The organism is Pseudomonas sp. NFPP28 (genome assembly GCF_900115535.1).
GTDB classification, from domain to species: Bacteria; Pseudomonadota; Gammaproteobacteria; order Pseudomonadales; family Pseudomonadaceae; genus Aquipseudomonas; species Aquipseudomonas extremorientalis.
The window spans coordinates 652,647-668,323 of record NZ_FOWT01000001.1; the positions used below are offsets into that span (position 1 = coordinate 652,647).

The window sequence follows — 15,677 nt, forward strand, 5'->3', positions numbered from 1 at the left end:
GGGGCTGCTTCGCAGCCCAACGCGGGGCAAGCCCGCTCGCCACAACAAGCCCGCTCGCCACAGGGCAGGGCTTCATGAAGCCAACGTTGCAGCGACTATCTGTCACTGTTACCAAATCTGAAATGATGCATCTTGCGATTTACGCTTTCTCTCGACGCCCTCTCCCTTTATCCTTGCCGCAACAAACTGAAACGTTTCACGCCCCCGGTCGACCTCATCTTGCTGATTATTCCCACCTGCAAAGACAGCGCTGTCTTACCCCGAGCTGCGCCTGGGGATAAATCGCCCGTCTGTGGATAACCCCACTTATCCCCAGAAAAACCGAATTAACGCTGAACCAAGCCCGTGCCGAATCGTCATCTACAGTGAAGCACGGGGTCACATAATTCCAACGTCACGGAGAAACACACTATGAGCACTGATGGTGCTTCGAGCCCAAGCCGCCTGCTGCCCAGGTTGCTAGGCGTCTTGCTGCTGATCATGGGCCTGGCCTTGCTGGCCGGGGGTATCAAGCTGACGATGCTCGGCGGGTCGCTGTACTACCTGCTGGCCGGTATCGGCATCACCCTGACCGGCATCCTGTTGCTGGCCACCCGCCGCGCCGCGCTGGGCCTGTACGCACTGGTGCTGTTCGCCAGTACCGTGTGGGCGCTGTGGGAAGTCGGCCTGGACTGGTGGCAGTTGGTGCCGCGCCTGGCGCTGCTGTTCGCCCTGGGTATCGTCATGCTGCTGCCGTGGTTCCGCCGTCCGTTGCTGCGCGGCCAACCTGCCCCACTGGGCACTGGCGCGCTGAGCGTCGCCGTGGTGTTGGCAGGTGCTACCGCCCTGGCCAGCCAGTTCACCAACCCGGGTGAGATGGTCAAGACCGGCCAACTGGACCGCGACGCGGTGCCAGGCATGGCCAGCGCTGCGCCGTCCCAGGCCGATGGCGACTGGAACTCCTACGGCCGTTCGGCCTACGGTGACCGCTACTCGCCGCTGGCGCAGATCACCCCGGAAAACGCCCACAAGTTGGTGCCGGCGTGGACCTACCGCACCGGTGACATCCCTGGCCCGAATGATCCAGGCGAGACCACCGCGGAAAACACCCCGCTGAAAGTCAACGGCATGCTCTACGTGTGCACCCCGCACAGCCAGGTGATTGCCCTCGACCCGGACACCGGCAAGGAAATCTGGCGCTTCGATCCGAAGATCAGCAGCCAGGGTGCCGAGAACTTCAAGGGCTGGGCACACATGACCTGCCGTGGCGTGTCGTATCACGATGACGCCGTGTACGCTTCCGAGCAAAGCCCGACCGGCAGCGCCAGCCCGGCCGCCGCACCGAACGCCTGCCCGAAACGCATCTTCGTGCCAACCGCCGACACCCGCCTGATCGCCCTCAACGCCGACACCGGCAAGATGTGCGAAGACTTCGGCGACAAAGGCCAGGTCGACCTGCGTGCCAACATCGGCAGCTTCGCCCCAGGCGGTTACTACTCCACCTCGCCACCGGCCGTCACCAAGAACCTGGTGGTGATCGGCGGCCACGTCACCGACAACGTCTCCACCGACGAGCCCAGCGGCGTGATCCGCGCGTTCGACGTGCACACCGGCAAGCTGGTGTGGAACTGGGACAGTGGCAACCCGGACGACACTACCCCGTTGGCCGAAGGCAAGACCTACACCCGCAACTCGCCGAACATGTGGTCCATGTTCGCCGTGGATGAAAAACTCGGCATGCTGTACCTGCCGATGGGCAACCAGATGCCCGACCAATACGGCGGCGACCGTACCGAAGACTCGGAAAAATACAGCGCCGGCCTGACCGCCCTGGACATCGACAGCGGCCATGTGAAGTGGACCTTCCAGTTCACTCACCATGACCTGTGGGACATGGACGTAGGCGGCCAGCCGTCGCTGATCGACATCAAGACCGAAGCCGGCGTGAAGCAGGCGGTGATGGCGTCGACCAAGCAAGGCAGCATCTACGTGCTGGACCGCGCCACCGGCCAACCCGTGGTGCCGATCCACGAAGTGGCCGTGCCGCAAGGCGCCGTCGCGGGCGACCACACCTCGCCAACCCAGCCGAAGTCGGACCTGAACTTCATGCCGCCGCCGCTCAAAGAGCGTGACATGTGGGGCGTGACACCGTTCGACCAACTGCTGTGCCGCATCGATTTCAAATCCATGCGCTACGACGGTGCGTTCACCCCGCCTTCACTGCAAGGTTCGATCGTGTACCCGGGCAACTTCGGCGTGTTTGACTGGGGTGGCATTTCCGTCGACCCGGTGCGCCAGATTGCCTTCGTCAACCCGAGCTATATGGCGTTCAAGTCCAAGCTGATCCCGGCGGCCGACATCGCCAAGCAAGGCCCGCGCGTCAGCGAAACCGAAGGCGTGCAGCCAAACAAAGGCGCGCCGTACGGCGTGATCCTCGAAGCCCTGCTGTCGCCAATGGGCCTGCCGTGCCAGGCACCGGCATGGGGTTATGTGGCCGCGGTCGACCTGACCACCCACAAAACCATCTGGATGCACAAGAACGGCACCGTGCGTGACAGCTCGCCGGTTCCGGTCCCGCTGACCATGGGCGTGCCCAGCCTGGGTGGCACCTTCACCACCGCCGGTGGCGTCGCGTTCCTCAGCGGCACCCTCGACCAGTACCTGCGTGCCTACGACGTGAAAAACGGCAAGCAACTGTGGGAAGGTCGCCTGCCAGCCGGCGCGCAGACCACCCCGATGACCTACACCGGCAAGGATGGCAAGCAGTACGTGCTGGTCATGGCCGGCGGTCACGGTTCCCTGGGCACCAAGCAGGGTGACTATGTGATGGCGTTCAAACTGCCGGAATAAGCGACACCGGCAACAGAACTGTCACTGTGGGAGGGGGGCAAGCCCCCTCCCGCATTTTTTATCAGTGTTCTATGACTTCACCGCGCATCACCGCCAGCCGCGCAATCAGGCGGTTCTGCACCGGCACCGCAATTCCCTCGCTGTCCATCGCCTTGATCAAGTCCTCCACCAACGCATTGAAATCACTGCGGCTCACATTCTGGCCCTTGTGACTCTCGGCCATGCTGTCACCGGTGTAGGTGCAGGGCCCACCCGCCTCCACACAGAACTGCTCGATCAGCTTGTTGCGCAGACGCTGGATATCAATGCGCCGGAAGCGCTCGACGATACGATCATCCCGGGCGATGTTGAGCAACATGCCCTCCACGATCCGCGTGATGCCGGGCATGGCGCCGAGGTCGCGATAGAGGCTGTCGTCCTTGGGCGGTTGCTGCGCGCAGGCGCTGAGCAGCAGCACGAAAACCAGCGGTAGACAGCGCATCAGAAACTCCCCTGCACGGACAAATACGTGCCGTTCTGGTGGTCCAGCGTGGCGATTTCGCCAAGCCGTGCATAAGCCAATACAAACGACACATGCTTGTTGGGGAAGTACCCCACGAACAGATCCGCCCAATCACTTTCGCCGGCAAACGACAGGTTGTCGGGCTTCTCACGGTACTCCACGCCCACCGCCCAACGCGGGTTGAGCAGCAACGCCAGCGAGCCTTCCTTGAGCAGGCTGCGGCTGTCGCGGCGGTCGCCGCCAAAGCCGAGCAAGCCGGTTTCATTGGCCCGACTGTAGCGCAGGCTGCCGTTGACCAGCACGTTGTAGCCAAACGCGGCGCCCATGAACAGGCGGCTGGCGGCCAGGTAGCCTTCGACGTCGCTGTCGCGCCTGGCGCCCACCAGGCTGGGGATATCAAAGTTCGTCTGGTGCTTGTATTCCAGGCCCAGGGAAACCTGCGGCAGCGCGTCGTAGATCACATCACCGAACAGGCGCACCTTGAGGCCGACCACGTCCTGGCCCAGGTTGTCCTCGGGCAGATTGAGCTTATGCACCAGGCTGCCGAGGTCGAAGCGCTGGCGGGCGAAAGACACCTCGACGCGGTTGTCGTAGGCCAGCGCCAGCCCGGCCACGTCCAGCCGATAATCCGGCAGATTGACCGTGGCCGCGAACGCCGTGGCGCCCCATTCGTGCTGTTCGCCGTATCCGGCCAGCACTGCCCAGGGTGTGATCCCACCGCCCGCCGCGCCTTCGATACTGCTGGCGCCGCCGGTAGCGATCAGGCGGCCGTTGTCGGCCAGTGCCGTTTGCAGGGCCAGTGCGCCAAGGCAACCGATCAGGAAAGAAAAACGCACGGTCATGTCACTCAATGAACCAGGGAAGTTTGCGCACTGAGCGGCAAGGCCATCCAGGCTTCAAAGGCGTCGGCACTCAACGGCCGGCTGATCAGGTAACCCTGGGCTGTGTCGCACTGCCAGCGCTCCAGCAGGCGCAGGCTGTGGGCATATTCGACGCCCTCGGCAACGACCTTGAGGCCCAGGTTGTGGCTCATCTCGATGGTGGAACGCACGATCACTGCGTCTTCACTGGTTTCATCGAGGTTGCGCACAAAGGATTGGTCGATCTTCAACTCCTGCACCGGCAGGCGCTTGAGGTGCGCCAGTGACGAATAGCCGGTGCCGAAATCGTCCACCGACAGGCCGATACCGCAATCGCGCAGCAAGTTGAGCACCTTGAGGGCTTTTTCCGGCTCACGCATCACCGCGCTTTCGGTGATTTCAAACAGCAGTTGCTCGGCCGGCAAACCATAGCGACACAGCAATGCCGAGACCCGGTGGGCCAGCTCATCGCCCAGCAGATCGTCCGCCGAGATGTTCAGCGACAGTTGCAAGGACAGGCCGCGCCGGTTCCATTCGCACAACTGGCGAATGCCCTGCTCGATGACCCATTGGGTCAGCAACTGGATACTGCCCGAGCGCTCGGCCAGCGGGATGAATTCCCCCGGCGAGACCATGCCGAACTGCGGATGCTGCCAGCGCAACAGCGCTTCGGCCTGACGCACATGGCCCTGGCGGATATCCAGCTTGGGCTGGTAGTGCAGCAACAGTTGACCCTGGTTGGCCGCGTGGCGCAGGTCACGGATCAGCGTAATCTGGCGGCGGTGCGCCAGGTCGCGGCCCTGCTCGTAGATTTGCAGGCGGCCGGGCATTTGCGCGGCGTCCTTCATGGCGATGGCCGCGCGTTCCAGCAAGGTGTGCGGGCTTTCACCATCGACCGGGTACACCGCGATGCCCAGGCGACAATCCAGCGCCAGGTCATGGCCGTTGATGCGCTGGGGACGCAGCAGCAGCTGTTGCAGTTTGTCGGCCATGCCCACCGCTTCGTCGCTGCCTGCCCCTTCGAGCAGCAGCAGGAATTCGTCGGCGATCAGGTGCGCCACGGTATCGCCGGGGCGCAACGCCGCTTGCAGGCGCTGGCTGACCGTGATCAGCAGTTGGTCCACCGCTTCGGGGCCGGCGGTTTCGCTGGCGGCGCGCAGGTTGTCGATGCCCAGGTAGATCAGGGCCACCGGGCGTTGCAGGGCAATCGAACTGCCCAGGCGTTCCATGGCCAGCGCACGGTTCGGCAGGCCGGTGACGCGATCATGCAAGGCATTGTGCGCCAGCTGTTGTTCGCGCTCGGCAATGCCGTTTTGCATCGCGTTGACCGCCAGGGCCAGGCGCCCCAGTTCATCACTGCGCGCCAGCACCACCGGGGTCTGATAGTCGCCGCTGCCGATGCGTTCGGCCGCCTGCGCCAAGGCCTGCACCGGACGCGACACCGTGCGCGCCAGCAGCAAGGCACCGATCAATGAAGCGATCAGCGCGACCAGGGCAATCCCGAGAATCTTTTCATCCAATGGCACAAAGGCCTGCATCGCTGCATCCAGCGGGCTTTGCAGCAGGGCCAGGACTTTGCCGTTTTCATCACTGGCCAATACCAGCGATTGACTGAGGAAGCGGTGCTCAAGGTGATCGGTGGTGGACACCCCACGCCGCGTCGAGTCGCCCAGCATCAGCGCGCTGATGCTCTGGCGCAGTGCTTGCGGCTGGGTACTGACCAGCTCGCCGGGGCGGTCATGATCAATCGCCAGGAACGAGACTTCCAGGTTGCTCAACGAACGCAGCTCATCGGCAAATGCCGCGTCCATGCTGAACCCCATTACCACCCGCGCGATAGGCAACGGCGCCAGCACCGAAGCTTCCACCAACAGATGCGGCTCGCCCTGCAACGGCACCATCAGCATCGCCTGACGATTGCGCCGGGCTTCGCGCAGGGCCTGGTCGTAGCGAAAGGTCGAGCCCTCCGGAACGTCCTCCAGGGTGCTGGCCAGGACTTTTCCGTCCATGCCCAGCAGGATCATGTCGCTGGCGTTGATGCGCTTGCCGTGGTTGAGCAGCACCGAGCGCAGGGTTGCCGAATCGCCACTGGCGACCGCATCGCGAAAACCGAAGTCGGCCGCCAACAACTGCACGCCATCGGCCAGGCGCCGACCGCGTGTGTCGAGCAAGCGCTCGAACACCCGCGTGCCCACGTCCAGCTGGGCCAGGGCCTGGCCGTGGACCGCCGAGCGGGTGGCGGCCTTGACGCTGAAATACAGCGCGCCGATCACCACCAGTGACAGCACGATCAACACGCAGGCGACCCGCGCCTGGAAGCTACTGCGCAGTTTCATGGGCGGCTCGATTGAAGGCATCGCCAAAGGCGCTGGGCGGCGGCGGCAAATCCGCCGGTGCGGGCTCCAGGCTCAACGTCACACGGTGGCTGAGCCCGGCAGCAGGCATGTGCAAGGTGCCGCCATCCAACGGCTGCATATCTGCCAGTTGCGGATGCCACACGGTGAGGTGGTAGTCACCGGCCGGCAACTGTTCCAGGCGCACACGGCCCTGGGCATCGCTGACGCCGAAACGTGGGTCATCGGTGACATAGATATAGCCGAGCATCCAGTCATGGATATTGCAGCCCAGCACCACCACGCCGGGCCTGTCGAACAGCAGCGGGTCAGTGGGCGTGCCTTCGTAAAGGCGCAGTTCGAAGCGCTTGGCAGCGGAGAACGAATACACCTGATGGCGAATATTGTCGCTGTTGGGAAAGCGCACCTGGGTACCGGTGTGCACTGCCAGTACATGGGGCGCGAAGCGTTGACCGCGCTGGTCCATATCCGCCTTGAGCACGCCTTGCGGCGCCTGCGCCGGGCCGTGCAAGGTGACCACGGCATCGGCAACAGGCTGACCGTCGACCTGCAGGGCCAACACCTCAAGCGTCGCCGCCGATGCGGGGCCGGCCACAGCCAGCAACAGTGCCGTACGAAGTAACGAGTGAAAAATCCAAGCCATGGTCGATCCGCAGGAAATGAGCTGAAAGAGCAGCCTGCCTTGGCACAGAAACATTGAAGTGCATGCATGATGACGCAAGCAAGGCCAATTGCCATCATCGGTTTTACAGCAATACATAACCGCCTGTCGGCAAAAAACTATGCATTCGGTCAAGCCTTGTAGAGGTTATCGACGCTGTTTTGAAAATCTGCAGTCGAAGGGAAAGGCTTTTCTAGATCGGCACCCGCTCACGCCGCATCCACATCTCGAACGCCATCGCGTTCAGCGGGCGGCTGATCAGGTAGCCCTGGGCGGTATCGCAATTCCACTGCTTGAGCAGCTTGAGGCTGGGGGCAAACTCCACGCCCTCGGCCACTACCTTGAGTCCGAGGTTGTGGCTCATCTCGATGGTGGAGCGCACGATCACGCCATCGCCGCTGGTGCTGTCGAGGTTGCGCACGAAGGACTGGTCGATCTTCAACTCCTGCACCGGCAAGCGCTGCAATTGCGCGAGGGACGAGTAGCCGGTACCAAAGTCATCCACCGACAGGCTGATACCGCAACCGCGCAGTTGCTCCAGCACGCTGAGGGCCTGTTGCGGGTTGTGCATGATCGCGCTTTCGGTGATCTCGAAGATCAGTTGCCCGGCGTCCACCTGGTACTGCATCAACAGCGCGGTGACGCGAATCGCCAGGTCGTCATCAGCCAGGTCGTCCACCGAAATATTCACCGACAGCTGGATCAGCAGGCCGCGCTGCGCCCACTCGGCGATCTGGCGCACCGCTTCTTCGATCACCCACAGCGTCAGGCTGCTCATGCTGCCGGTGCGTTCGGCCAGGGGGATGAACTCGGCGGGAGACACCTGGCCCAGGGTCGGGTGCTGCCAGCGCAACAAGGCTTCGGCCTGACGCACATGGCCGTGCTTGAGGTCGAGTTTGGGCTGGTAGCACAGGAACAACTCGCCCTCGATGGCCGCACGCCGCAGGTCGCGGATCAGGGTGATCTGGCGCTGATGGGCCAGGTCGCGGTCCTGCTGGTAGATCTGCAGATGCCCCGGCAGGCTCGCGGCGTCATGCCGGGCGATGGCGGCGCGGCTGATCAACTCTTCCACTTGCTGGCCGTCGGCGGGGTAAGCCGCGATGCCGATGCTGACTTCGTGGCGCAGTTCGTCATTGCCGATGCGCTGGGGCTCGGTGAGCAGCGCGTAGAGGCGGTCGGCGCGGGCCACGGCGCGGTCGACCTCGGTGTTTTCCAGCAACAGCAAAAACTCACTGCCGGCAATACGTGCCGCGGTGTCGCTGGCCAACAGGCTCATGGCCAGGCAGCGACTGGCTTCGCGCAGCATTTCCTCGACACCTTCGGGGCCAAAGCCTTCGTTGATCACCCGGTAATTTTCGATCCCCACATACAGCAACACCACCGGCCTGCCGGCGCTGATCGCACTGCCCAGGCGCTCCATCGCCAGGGCGCGATTGGGCAGGCCGGTGAGCGGATCATGCAACGCGTTGTGCGCCAGTTGCCGCTCACGCACAGCGATGCCGCTTTGCATGGCGTTGAACGCACGGGCCAACAGGCCGAACTCATCATGGCTGCGCACCCGCACCGGCGTGCGGTAGTCACCGGCGCCGATGCGTTCGGCCGCCTGCACCAGCGCATTGAGCGGGCGCGACACTCGCCGCGCCAAAAACAACGCGCCGGCCAACGACACCACCAGCACCGCCAGGGCAATCCCGAGGAACTGCCGGTCCAGCGGCGCAAAGGATTCCAGGGCGTGGTCCAGCGGGCTTTGCAACAGCACCCGCACATCATCGCCGTCGCCCGTGTTGGCCAGCGGTAATACCTGGCTGAGCACACGCTGGCCGTAGAACAAATGGATCCGCGGTTCGGGGTCGACATGCCCGTCGCGCAACAGGCTGAGGGTACCGGCCTGGTAGGCGTCCGGCTGCGTGCTGAACAACGGGCCGGGCTTGCCGTCCTGCACGCTGAGGAACGACACCTCCAGGTTGCTCATGGAACGCAGTTCACTGGCGAACAGCTTGTCCATGGGGAACCCCATGACGATGCGTGCGATAGGCAGCGGGTCGAGTACTTCATCCTGCACCAACAAATACGGACGCCCATCCATGGCCACGATCAACATCTGCAGCCCCGTGCGCCGCGCGTGACGCAGGGCATCGTCGTAGGGGAAAAACTGGCCACGGGTGAGGATCGGCAACGTGCTGACCATGACCTTGCCATCCAGGCCCAGCACAAACACCTCGCTGGAGCGGATACCCGTGCCGTGACGGCGCAGCGCAGCAAGGATCGGCACGGTCTTGCCGTCGGCCACGGCTTGCTTGAACGGCAGGTCGGCGGTCAGCCAGTCCAGGCCGTATTGCAGGCGACGCCCGCGCAGATCGAGCAAGCGTTCGAACACCTGGCTGCCGGTTTTCAGTTGGACTTGCGCCTGGTTTTCCACTGCGCGGGCGGTGGCGGTCTTTACCGAGAAATAGGTGGCGGCCACGACTACCAGCAGCAGCAGCGCGAGCACCCCGGCGATGCGGGTCTGGAACGTGTGGCGCCACTTCATCGCAGTGCCCTCTGGCAGCGTTCGCCTCTCTCTGCCACTACGTCCCTTTGTCATGTGCATTCCCTGCGACTGCTGACCTGGCGTCAAAAAAATATCCATTTTGATTGAATATTCGATTTGAGGAGATTAGCTGGGAGTGGGCGTATGTGCACCCAATAAAGACGGGGAACTGGGTGACGGTTTTTTGGCGACAAAGGGTTGGCTGAGGTTTTGAGTTGAGTACATATCCGTTATTTTGATAACGGCGACTTATGGCTCCACTCTTACAGTTGCGAACACTGCAATTGTGGCGAGCGGGCTTGCCCCGCGCTGGGTTGCGAAGCGACCCTGAAGAAGGAATTCGTTGAGTCAGATACTCTTCGGTCGCCGGTTTTGGGGCTGCTTCGCAGTCCAACGCAGGGCAAGCCCGCTCGCCACAGGGTAGTTATCGCCTGCTCTACTTAACGACCTTGATATGAACACAATTACCCACCCCGAGCCCGCATGAAATCCCCCCACCGCCGCACCAGATAATTGTGCTCATCCATCACCGAATTCCACACCGCAATATGCCCCATGCGCTGCTCATACGACCCCCCGTCCCGCACTTCCCCCACATCGATCAACGGCAAACCATCGCTGCCCAACAACTCCTCCCGCGCCGGCAACCCCGCATACCAGTAATCCCATTCGGCACTGCTCAAGTGATCACGACTGCGCGCGGGGTTACCAATGTAGTAACCCTGGCGCGCCATCACCGCCCCGGGCCAGCCGGACAGCCACCAATTCAAGTACGCATACGCCGCATCCAGCACCGGCCCCTTGGCATGCCGCGACAACGACAACCCGCCAAACCACGCGCGATACCCTTCACGCGGCACGGCAAGGCGGTATTTCACCCCTGCGCGATGCAGACGCATCAGGGTCGGCGACCACAGGCTCTGGATATCGATACTCGGGCTGAGCATCAACTGCGCAGCTTCTTCATCGTCGGACCAGAACGCCGCAAAGTGCCCTTCTTTCTGTTTACGCACCAGGATGTCAGCGAGCACGTCGATCTCTTCGATGCTCATATTGCCGATGTCCCTGAAGCTGGCCAGCCCCGCGCCCTGCACCGCCAGCGCGGCATCCAGGGCGCCGATGGCGGCATCGCTTTGCAGCGCGGTGCGCGCACGCCAAGCCGGGTCCAGCAGCCAGCCCCAGCTCTCGTTACCGTGGCAAAAACCGTCGGGCAAGCGCTCGGGGCGGTAGGCGAAACTGTCGGCGTTGTGGGTCAGCGGCAGCATGCTGATGCGCTCGGTGACCGTGCTGCCGAGGCTGCCGTCGTGCTGCACGAACAGCCGCTCACTGGGCACGCTGCCACTGCCCAGGCGGTCGTCGGCCGACAGGCGCCCGCGCTTGGGCAGGTCGTTGATTTCATGCCACAAGGCGATGCGCCGGGTGTCGATAGGCTGGATCGCCTGGGCCGGCCACACAAAGTCGACGTTGTGGAACCACTGGTCGTACAAGTCGTAGCTGTCGGGCTGCATCACCGCAATACGCTGGGCCTGTTCGACATCGTGCACCTGGTACACCAGACGAATGCCCAGCTCTTGTTCGGCACGTACGCGCAGGCATTCAAGCAGGGTCACGGAGGTGCCGAGGACGCGCAGTGTGATCATGCCGCCCACCGCCGCGAAAAGACTTCAAACGAGCGCCTTAACAGCGCAGGGTCTACGCCACGCAGGATAAACACCAGGCGCGATTGGCGATCACTGCCCGGCCACGCCGGCAGATGCACCGGCGCGTGCAGGCAGTGCTGCACGCCATGGATGACGATGGGAGCGTTACTGGCGTTCACGTTGAGCAGCCCTTTGACCCGGAGGATTCGTTCGCCGTGGCATCTTAACAGCATCGACAACCACACCCCGAACCCCACCCAATCCAGAGGCTGGTCGAACGTCAGGCTGCACACTTGCGCGGCGCCGTGAGTGGCAGTGGGGATGCGATGCAACTGCCAGCGACTGACTTCAACGGCGGGCTCGGCGCTGCGCAGGCCTTCGCCGAGCAGCAGCTGGTCACCGCTGTGGATGTCGTGGGTATCGAGGATCGGCGTACCGGCATTGAGTGCCTGCAAATGGGTCCGTAGCGCTGCGCAATCCCCCGCCAGATCGGTCTTGCTCAGCAGCAAGCGATCCGCCGCCGCCACCTGCGCCAGCCATTCCGGGTGCAGGCGTTCTTGCAGGGCTGCGTGGCTGGCGTCGACCAGGGTGATCACCAAGCCGATATGGAAACGCCCGCGCAACTGCACGTCGTTGTTCAGGGTGGCGAGGATCGGTGCCGGATCGGCCAGGCCCGTGGTCTCCAGGATCACCCGTTTGAAGGCCGGGATTTCACCGCGCTCGCGGCGCTGCAGCAGGCCAAGCAGCGCGTCTTTCAGCTCGCCCCGGATCGAGCAGCACACACAGCCGCTGGGTAGCAGCACGGTGTCCGGCGCAACCTCCTCAACCAGCAGATGGTCGATGCCGACGTCGCCGAATTCATTGATCAGCAACGCGGTGTCGCCCAGGCTTTCGCCTTGCAGCAGGCGCTTGAGCAACGTGGTCTTGCCGCTGCCGAGGAAGCCGGTGATGACGTTGAGGGCGATGCTCATACGCAGGCCTCCAGATGATCCAGCAGGCGCGGATCGAGCGGGTCCAACGGACGGCCAAGCAGGGTCTCGGCAGCTTGCCAGAGTTGATCCAGGCCGCTGGCCAATGCCTGTTTACCGGTGGCGCCCAATAGCAGATAGGACGCGCCCTGGAAGTCTTCGACCTTGAGCCGGAACACCGCCAGTACCTGGTTGATCGCCGCAATCCGGCGCAGGCGTTCGCGACGCCGGGGCAACTCATCGCCCAGGGGGTCGCTCCAGTGCAGGTCTTCACCAAGCAATCCACAGAGTCCGCACATGGCTACACCTCACTCATGGCATGACATCGCCGGAGTTCGGGCCCAGGGTCTGGCCAACGAACAGGTTGCCGCCCGGCTCGCTGGCCAGCAGCACCGCGACCGGCGCCACCTCATCCGCCAGGCCGAAACGGCCCAGGGGCAGTTCCCTGGCCTTGGCGCGTTTCCAATCGTCGCTGATGCCGCCGACCAAAGGCGTCTCGATCGGGCCGGGGGCGATAGCGTTGACCAGCACATTGTCCTTGGCCACTTCCAGCGCCAGGGATTTGGTAAAGCCGATCACCCCCGCCTTGGCCGCTGCGTAATGGGTCAACTCGGCGCCACCCTTGATGCCCAGTTGCGAAGCCACATTGATGATCCGCCCCCAGCGCTGCGCGAGCATGTGCGGCAACGCACGCTGGCTGGCGACGAACACACTGGTAAGGTCGACGCGCAGCATGTCGTTCCACATTTCAAGGGTCAGGTCCACGCAACGCGCCTGGGTGAGCATGCCGGCGTTGTTGACCAGAATGTCGATGCCGCCAAAGTGCTCAACGCAGCGGTCGACACTGGCCTGGGCGCCTTCGACGGTACCGACATCGGCCAGGCATTCGAACACCTCGGCGCCGAGGTTGCGGCAGCTGATCGCGGTTTCCGCGAGGCTGGCCGCATTGCGGTCGGCCAGCACCAGGCGGGCACCTTCAGCGGCGTAGGCACGGGCGATGGCGGCACCGATGCCGCTGCCGGCGCCGGTGATCACGGCGCGGCGGTTTGAAAGTTGGGACATGTAAATTCTCCTGAACAAAACACAGGTCCAATGTGGGAGGGGGCTTGCCCCCGATGGCAGTGGTTCAGATAAAACAACGGTGACTGATGCACCGCTATCGGGGGCAAGCCCCCTCCCACACTGGACCCAGTAAACCAGTTAGTCAGTCGGGCCAGCGCACGGTCAGGCCACCGTCGATGACGATGCTTTGCCCGGTCAAATAACTCGACGCCTCACTGGTCAAGAACTGCACCAGCGACGCCACTTCATCCGCCCGCCCTACCCGGCCCAAGGGAATCGCCCGCGCCGCTTTCGCCAAGCCTGCCGGCCCCAGCGAATTCTTCGCATCCAGCGACTGCGGCGTCTCGATCAACCCCGGGATCACCGCATTGCAACGAATCCCCAACGGCGCCAACTCCACCGCCAGCGACCGGCACAACCCCGGCACACCGGCCTTGGCCGCCGCGTAATGGCTGTGTTCCTGCCAGCCATACACGCCACCGGCAATCGACGAAATCGCCACCAGCGCACCACCTTCAGCCATATGGCGGGTGGCCGCACGGAAGGTGCGCATCACCCCCGTGAGGTCGACATTGAGCATTTCGTCCCACAGCGCGTCGGTCATCTCCAGCAACGGTGCGCGGCGCAGCAGGCCGGCGTTGGCCACGGCGTAGTCCAGCCGGCCGAAATGCGCCACCGCCTGTTCGGCCAGGGCGTCCACCGAGGCGGTATTGCCCACGTCCAAGGGCAGCATCAGGCATTTGCCGCCGGCCTCTTCCACCAGGCCTACGGTGGCCTGCGAGTCATGGGGATCGGCCGGGTAATACCCGCCCACCACCGCCACACCCACGCGGGCATAGGCCACCGCGAGGGCTTGGCCGATGCCGCTGGCGGCACCGGTAATCAAGGCAACTTCAGGGATCATCGATCACTCCTTACTGAACGGTTTCCGGACGCACATGCCGTGCGGCGAACATCAGCGCGCCGGAGAGGAAGCACGGCAGTGCGCCAAACCACAGCGCGGCGGTCTGCCAGTCGCTGCCGGCAGACAACACTTGGGTCGCACCAAAGCCTGCGACTACAGCGCCGATCGGCCCCATGGCATGGATGATCGCGCCACCGGTGGCGCGGATGCTGGTGGGGAAACTCTCGCTGATAAAGAACAGCGCCGCCGAGTACGGCCCGATCAGGAAAAACAGGCCCAGGCTGTACAGCCCGACCACCATCGGCATATTGCTCGGGCCAAACAGCATCCCGGCGAACGACAGCCCGCCGAGCATCCAGCCCAGGCCGATCACGTTGCGACGGCCGATCTTGTCGCCCATCCAGCCGTGGCTCAGATAGCCGCAATAGCCCACCAGGTTCGACAGCACGAGGATGATCAGCGAGTTCTCGAACGAGATGTGGTGCACGCTGACGATCACCGAAGTGCCCAGCACGCTGAACACCTGGATCGCGGCCCAGTTGAGCAACAGCGCGGCGCCGATCACCAGGGTGGCGCGGCGCGCCGGGCCACGGAAGGCGGCCTTGAGGCCGGCCTTGCTGTGTTCGTCGTAATCCACGCCGTAGGTCACGGCGACGTTCTGCGCTTCTTTCACCGCACCGCTTTTACGCAGCTCGCTGATGCGCTGGTGGATCTGGAACTGCGGGCTCTCCTTGAGCTTGCGCGCCATGATCGCGATGACGATGGCCGGGATCGCGGCAAAGATAAAGCAGCCCTGCCAGCCGATGATCGGCAGCAACAGCGCGGTCAACCCGGCGGCGATCAACGCACCGACCGGCCAGCCGCCTTGCACCAGGCTGTAGATAAAGCCACGGCGTTTGGTCAGGCGCGGGTCTTCCGAAGCGCCGTACAGCTCGCTCAGGTAGGTGGCGTTGACGGTCTCCTCGGCATAGCCCAGGCCGCCCAACGAACGGATCAAAATCAGCGGCGACTTGCCCCACGCACCACCGATAGCGGTCAGCGCCGAACACAGCGCGGACCCCGCCACGGTGAAGATAATGCCTTTGCGCCGGCCCAACTTGTCGACCACCGGCCCAATGGCAAACGCCACCACCGCCGTGCCCACCGCGACCCAGGTCGCGATTTCCGCTTGCTCCACTTCACCCCAGCCGAAGTGCCGGCCAATCTCCGGCAGCAAGGTGCCGAACAGGATGAAGTCATACACCGCAAACACCCAGGCGAAAAACGCGATCCAGGTGGCGAAGCGCACTTCCTGGGACGTCAGTTGCCGGGGTTTCCAGCCAGTCAGGTCAAGCTTGTTGTAGATGGACATGGGTCGCGCCTCAGGG

General features: G+C 63.6%; 12 protein-coding genes. 1 reads left to right on the plus strand and 11 read right to left on the minus strand.

All coding sequences use genetic code 11. The annotated features are described in order from the left end of the window. Nucleotides 1–411 precede the first annotated feature (411 nt). Nucleotides 412–2,829, plus strand: a complete 2,418-nt coding sequence (locus tag BM110_RS03080; protein ID WP_071488661.1) for a glucose/quinate/shikimate family membrane-bound PQQ-dependent dehydrogenase — start codon at nt 412–414, stop codon at nt 2,827–2,829. A gap of 61 nt (nt 2,830–2,890) precedes the next feature. Here the strand turns inward: BM110_RS03080 and BM110_RS03085 are convergent, their stop codons facing one another. The 11 genes from BM110_RS03085 to BM110_RS03135 form a co-directional block, all read right to left on the minus strand. After that, nucleotides 2,891–3,310, minus strand: a complete 420-nt coding sequence (locus BM110_RS03085) for a group I truncated hemoglobin (RefSeq protein ID WP_093512321.1) — start codon at nt 3,308–3,310, stop codon at nt 2,891–2,893. Continuing rightward, a complete protein-coding gene (locus BM110_RS03090; protein ID WP_093512323.1) occupies nt 3,310–4,173 on the minus strand; it encodes a DUF3034 family protein in 864 nt (287 codons plus the stop codon). Before BM110_RS03090 ends, BM110_RS03085 begins: the two co-directional genes overlap by 1 nt. Nucleotides 4,174–4,178: 5 nt before the next feature. Then, on the minus strand, nt 4,179–6,527 hold the full coding sequence (locus BM110_RS03095) for a putative bifunctional diguanylate cyclase/phosphodiesterase (protein WP_093119536.1): 2,349 nt from the start codon (nt 6,525–6,527) through the stop codon (nt 4,179–4,181). After that, the gene (locus BM110_RS03100; protein WP_092240981.1) at nt 6,511–7,188 is read right to left on the minus strand and encodes a methylamine utilization protein; all 678 of its coding nucleotides are present in this window, start codon (nt 7,186–7,188) and stop codon (nt 6,511–6,513) included. Before BM110_RS03100 ends, BM110_RS03095 begins: the two co-directional genes overlap by 17 nt. A 211-nt stretch (nt 7,189–7,399) precedes the next feature. After that, entirely contained in the window at nt 7,400–9,736 is a 2,337-nt protein-coding gene (locus tag BM110_RS03105) for a putative bifunctional diguanylate cyclase/phosphodiesterase (protein WP_093512326.1), read from the minus strand. Between the two features lie 464 nt (nt 9,737–10,200). Next, nucleotides 10,201–11,376 carry an ABC transporter substrate-binding protein gene (locus BM110_RS03110; RefSeq protein WP_092240976.1) on the minus strand — a complete coding sequence of 392 codons (1,176 nt, stop codon included), beginning with the start codon at nt 11,374–11,376 and terminating at the stop codon, nt 10,201–10,203. Further along, entirely contained in the window at nt 11,373–12,347 is a 975-nt protein-coding gene (locus BM110_RS03115; protein ID WP_093512328.1) for a CobW family GTP-binding protein, read from the minus strand. The genes BM110_RS03110 and BM110_RS03115 overlap by 4 nt, the downstream gene beginning before the upstream one ends. Further along, on the minus strand, nt 12,344–12,643 hold the full coding sequence (locus tag BM110_RS03120) for a hypothetical protein (protein WP_071488653.1): 300 nt from the start codon (nt 12,641–12,643) through the stop codon (nt 12,344–12,346). The genes BM110_RS03115 and BM110_RS03120 overlap by 4 nt, the downstream gene beginning before the upstream one ends. 13 nt (nt 12,644–12,656) lie before the next feature. After that, nucleotides 12,657–13,406 carry an SDR family NAD(P)-dependent oxidoreductase gene (locus tag BM110_RS03125; protein ID WP_093119549.1) on the minus strand — a complete coding sequence of 250 codons (750 nt, stop codon included), beginning with the start codon at nt 13,404–13,406 and terminating at the stop codon, nt 12,657–12,659. Between the two features lie 142 nt (nt 13,407–13,548). Next, nucleotides 13,549–14,310: an SDR family NAD(P)-dependent oxidoreductase gene (locus BM110_RS03130; RefSeq protein WP_093512330.1), complete on the minus strand. Its 762-nt coding sequence runs from the start codon at nt 14,308–14,310 to the stop codon at nt 13,549–13,551. Between the two features lie 10 nt (nt 14,311–14,320). Continuing rightward, a complete protein-coding gene (locus BM110_RS03135) occupies nt 14,321–15,661 on the minus strand; it encodes an MFS transporter (protein WP_092240968.1) in 1,341 nt (446 codons plus the stop codon). Nucleotides 15,662–15,677: the final 16 nt, after the last annotated feature.

What these genes read in the sequence shown, in the direction of transcription:
- BM110_RS03110 (WP_092240976.1), bottom strand. Translation starts at nt 11,376, where the DNA reads ATGATCACACTGCGCGTCCTCGGCACCTCCGTGACCCTGCTTGAATGC.
- BM110_RS03085 (WP_093512321.1), bottom strand. Translation starts at nt 3,310, where the DNA reads ATGCGCTGTCTACCGCTGGTTTTCGTGCTGCTGCTCAGCGCCTGCGCG.
- BM110_RS03115 (WP_093512328.1), bottom strand. Translation starts at nt 12,347, where the DNA reads ATGAGCATCGCCCTCAACGTCATCACCGGCTTCCTCGGCAGCGGCAAG.
- BM110_RS03100 (WP_092240981.1), bottom strand. Translation starts at nt 7,188, where the DNA reads ATGGCTTGGATTTTTCACTCGTTACTTCGTACGGCACTGTTGCTGGCT.
- BM110_RS03095 (WP_093119536.1), bottom strand. Translation starts at nt 6,527, where the DNA reads ATGAAACTGCGCAGTAGCTTCCAGGCGCGGGTCGCCTGCGTGTTGATC.
- BM110_RS03080 (WP_071488661.1), top strand. Translation starts at nt 412, where the DNA reads ATGAGCACTGATGGTGCTTCGAGCCCAAGCCGCCTGCTGCCCAGGTTG.
- BM110_RS03120 (WP_071488653.1), bottom strand. Translation starts at nt 12,643, where the DNA reads ATGTGCGGACTCTGTGGATTGCTTGGTGAAGACCTGCACTGGAGCGAC.
- BM110_RS03105 (WP_093512326.1), bottom strand. Translation starts at nt 9,736, where the DNA reads ATGAAGTGGCGCCACACGTTCCAGACCCGCATCGCCGGGGTGCTCGCG.
- BM110_RS03125 (WP_093119549.1), bottom strand. Translation starts at nt 13,406, where the DNA reads ATGTCCCAACTTTCAAACCGCCGCGCCGTGATCACCGGCGCCGGCAGC.
- BM110_RS03130 (WP_093512330.1), bottom strand. Translation starts at nt 14,310, where the DNA reads ATGATCCCTGAAGTTGCCTTGATTACCGGTGCCGCCAGCGGCATCGGC.
- BM110_RS03090 (WP_093512323.1), bottom strand. Translation starts at nt 4,173, where the DNA reads ATGACCGTGCGTTTTTCTTTCCTGATCGGTTGCCTTGGCGCACTGGCC.
- BM110_RS03135 (WP_092240968.1), bottom strand. Translation starts at nt 15,661, where the DNA reads ATGTCCATCTACAACAAGCTTGACCTGACTGGCTGGAAACCCCGGCAA.